This is a genomic window from Ideonella azotifigens (assembly GCF_006519715.1).
GTDB classification, from domain to species: Bacteria; Pseudomonadota; Gammaproteobacteria; order Burkholderiales; family Burkholderiaceae_C; genus Ideonella; species Ideonella azotifigens.
Genome location: NZ_VIDT01000615.1, coordinates 1 through 3,349, shown reverse-complemented (window position 1 = coordinate 3,349; position 3,349 = coordinate 1). Strand labels below are relative to the sequence as shown.

4 protein-coding genes are annotated in these 3,349 nt (G+C 64.6%); all 4 read right to left on the bottom strand.

What is annotated here, in order from left to right:
• On the bottom strand, positions 1-328 hold a 328-nt coding region (locus FKP22_RS25055; RefSeq protein WP_310733373.1), incomplete at its 3' end, for a phage baseplate assembly protein V.
• 183 nt (positions 329-511) lie between these two features.
• A complete protein-coding gene (locus FKP22_RS25050) occupies positions 512-1,132 on the bottom strand; it encodes a hypothetical protein (RefSeq protein WP_141290394.1) in 621 nt (206 codons plus the stop codon).
• On the bottom strand, positions 1,129-2,829 hold the full coding sequence (locus FKP22_RS25045; RefSeq protein ID WP_141290392.1) for a hypothetical protein: 1,701 nt from the start codon (positions 2,827-2,829) through the stop codon (positions 1,129-1,131). The genes FKP22_RS25050 and FKP22_RS25045 overlap by 4 nt, the downstream gene beginning before the upstream one ends.
• A partial coding sequence (locus tag FKP22_RS25040; protein ID WP_141290390.1) for a DUF2345 domain-containing protein occupies positions 2,826-3,349 on the bottom strand: 524 nt, incomplete at its 5' end. The genes FKP22_RS25040 and FKP22_RS25045, both read right to left, overlap by 4 nt.

The following is a 3,349-nucleotide window of genomic DNA, read 5'->3' as shown; positions in this document are numbered from 1 at the left end:
CGTGGCTGATCAGGTGGCCCAGGCCGATCTCGCTTGCGGCGTAGCTGGTGGACAGCCGGGTGCGTAGTTGCCCGGGTGCGTCGTCGACCACCCACTGGTTGTGGCCGCTGCCGTCCAGCCCGCGGCTGTGCCAGCCGGCGAGCACGCCGGGATGGTTCACGCCAGCGTCTTCGCCGGCCGAGAACGGCGGGGTCTGGGGGCCGTTGTACACGCCGCCGGTGACCAGAGGCCGGTCGATGTCGCCTTCGATGAACTGCACCGCCACTTCCGCGCCGATGCGCGGGGTGAAGACGCTGCCCCAGTTGGCGCCGGCCGCCGGCGTGGCCACGCGCACCCAGGTGCCGCTTTGTTCGTTGCCGGGGGCGTTGCCTTCGCTGTCGGCGCTGTAGGCGTGCGGCAGGCCGCCGGCATTGGGCCGCTGGCCACGCTGGAAGTGGAACTGGACCTTGACGCGGTGATTGCGCTCGGTGGTAAGGGCTCCGCCCGGCGGGCCGGCGACCCGGACAGTGACTCAGTTGTCCAGGTAGGTGAGGGGACGGTTCCTGTCGAGCGACGCGATGGTCGCGTTGATGACCGCGCTGTCGTCCGACCACAGGCCGCGGTAGTACAGGGAGTACTCCTTGCGGTCCGTGTTCTCCTTGGTTACGCCGTGGACCTCCAGCAGCTTGTTGACCGCATGGATGCGCGGCAGGCGTTCGGTTTCGGTGAGCACCATGCCCCGCAGGCCCTTGACCAGTGAATGCGTCGGCGCCGAGGCTGGTGCCCAGTAGGCAGCGTTGCCGCGCAGCTCGGCTTTCGCGTCGGTCATATGCTTAGGGAAGTAGGCCACCTTGGTGACGTCTTTCGTCACCCGGTAGATGTGCCACGCGGCGAGCAGTTCTGCATCGGGGCGCAGAAGACCGGCCTCCAGCAACTCGCCAGCATCTACCACGGCACGCCGCTCGTCCGCGAGGAACAATCCTTTGACGCTCTCGTCAGTGCCGCCCTTCTGGACACGGGCCATCAGGAACTCATAGGCGCGCGCACGATCGTCGGCCGTCATCGGCTCGAAGTAGGACGGGTCGAGTCCGTCAAGCCTGGCGGTGCCGACCAGTTCGAAAAAGTCTAGAAAGCGTTGGTAGGACGCGCTCATGGTATGGGGGGTGGTCTGGGGTCGAATTTCAGGAGGTCATCGATGTAGCCCGGCGAAAGCGGTATCGCCTGCGATTGACTGTTCAAGACGTGGATGCCGATGTCGTCGATCTGGCCCATCTCCTGCAAGTGCAGCAGCATGGGCTTCTCCTGGTTCTGCCAGATCGTGCCTGGGTCCCACAGTTTCCATGGTGTCTGCACCAGATTCACATCGCCGGTGGCGCCTTCCGCGTACTTGGCGGAGACGCCCTTCCAGAGATCACTGGCATAAGGCCCAGCCTTGCCGGAATCGGCATTCCATGGGTAGCCCTTGTTGACCTCGTCCCAGCCGTCGATTATGCGGCCGCCGGATGTGGTCTCTAGCGTCACGCCATGGATGCTCTCGGCATAGGCCTGGGCCGCCTTGGCATCTCCTGACCAGAACACGGCCCCGTCCTTTGGCGAGGACACGTCCAGGCGCTTGATCACTTCATCCCAGGAGTCACCCGGGTTCTTGGGCAGGTAGGGCCGCAGGACGGCGCGGGCCTCCTCCTTCTTCGCGGCAGCCAGTGCCGCATCACCGCTTTCCTCGGCCTCCTTGGCTTCTTTCGACAGTTGTGTGACCCGTTCGCGATCGGCGATGGCCACGGCGTCCAGCGTGGCCTGCTTCTTGTCGTTGGGTTTGTCGTTGGCGCCATTGGGCCGATCTGGTCTGTCCTTCAGCGCAGCAGCATCGGCATCGGCCGCCTTCGGAGCGGCAGGATCTGGCGCCTTTGTTACGGGAGGCTGGGCGTCTGCCGCGGCCGGCTTGGGTTTCGGCTTTGGCCTAAGAGCTGGCGCAGCGGCGGGCTTGGATTGAGGAGTCTCATTTCGCAGAGGGCGACCCGGCACATCGGCCACGCGCTGCGGCTCGGGCTTGACCAGGGTCGGCTTCTCGGCCTTCACGCCGCTGGCGGCGGTGTGTGCCTCCTTGGGCAAGGTCTGAGCCAGCGCACGGTCCAGGCGGACTTGCAATTCCGTCAAAGCCTTGGGCAGTTGCTGGATGGCGGATTGCTGCACTCCATAGAACTTCTGCTCCCAGGCCGAAAGCTTGGCAATGGCCTGCGTGACGTACTCAAACGCCGGCAGCTTCATTAGCACCGCACGCATGTTCTGCACGATGGCCAGCAGCTTGCCCATGATCTTTGCCAGCGCCTTGACCAGTGCTTCCTCGTACTGCGCGAACTTCACCGCGCGCAGGAACTTGAAGATGTCGCCGCTCATGAACTTGCGCAGGAACTGGATCAACTCCTCCAGCTTGGCCGCCTCCTTGATCAGCAACAGCATGACTGCCCGCAAGGCAGCGCCCAGTTCCGAGCCCGCAATGCCAGTGACGACCGCACCGACGCCTGCGGCCACAGCACCACTGGCCGCCATCACCAGCGGAAGCGCCAGCGTAATGAGGCAGGCCGAAAGCATCACCCACTCCATCACCTCCTCGCGCTTCTCGGGGTGCTGTGCGAGGCGTAGCACCACGGCCACGGCATCCCGCGCGCTGGTGACGATCACTACGCCGGGAACAAAGCTCACCAGCATGTCCGCGACCATCGCCGACAGCGACCGATGGTCCGAAAACTCGCCGAGCAGGACCGACTTGAGCCAGTCGAATCCGCCAACCACACTGCTCCAGGCGTCGTCGATCAGCCCAGACGAAGCTTGTTGTTGATTGCTGCCGCTCATGCCGTGCCTTGGCCAGTAGAGTCGTTGGGCGCTCTGGTCGTCAGCGGCTCCAGCGCCAGGTCCAGGAATTCCTGCCAATCCGAATGGGCCTCGGCCTGCACATGCGAGGCAGGCGCTCGGCTGTCGGCCTCGTATTCCACCTTCGCCAAGGTGCCGATAGGCACGCCGCCAATGCGCGCGTAACCATCGCTGTCCAGCGCACCACTGCGAACAGAGCCGTCGCTGAGCGTGGCCTTGTAGGCCACGCCCGCAATGCCCTCGCCGAGCTCGGTGTAGTACCGAAACTCTAGGTCTTCCGGCCCCGGCTTCTGCCAAGGCTCTGAAGGAAGTCCCGCCAACGCTGGCTTCTGGCTCCCCCCGCCCAAGAACCCATGCGTCGCACTCTTCACCGTGAACGCCCCCGGCGTGGTGAACGTGATGTCCCCACCTTCGAGCGTGATGCCGCTTTGCCCGGCAATCAGTTCGATCTTGCTGTTGGCGCTGATGCGGATTTCGTCGTTGACGCTGACGATGGTGACGC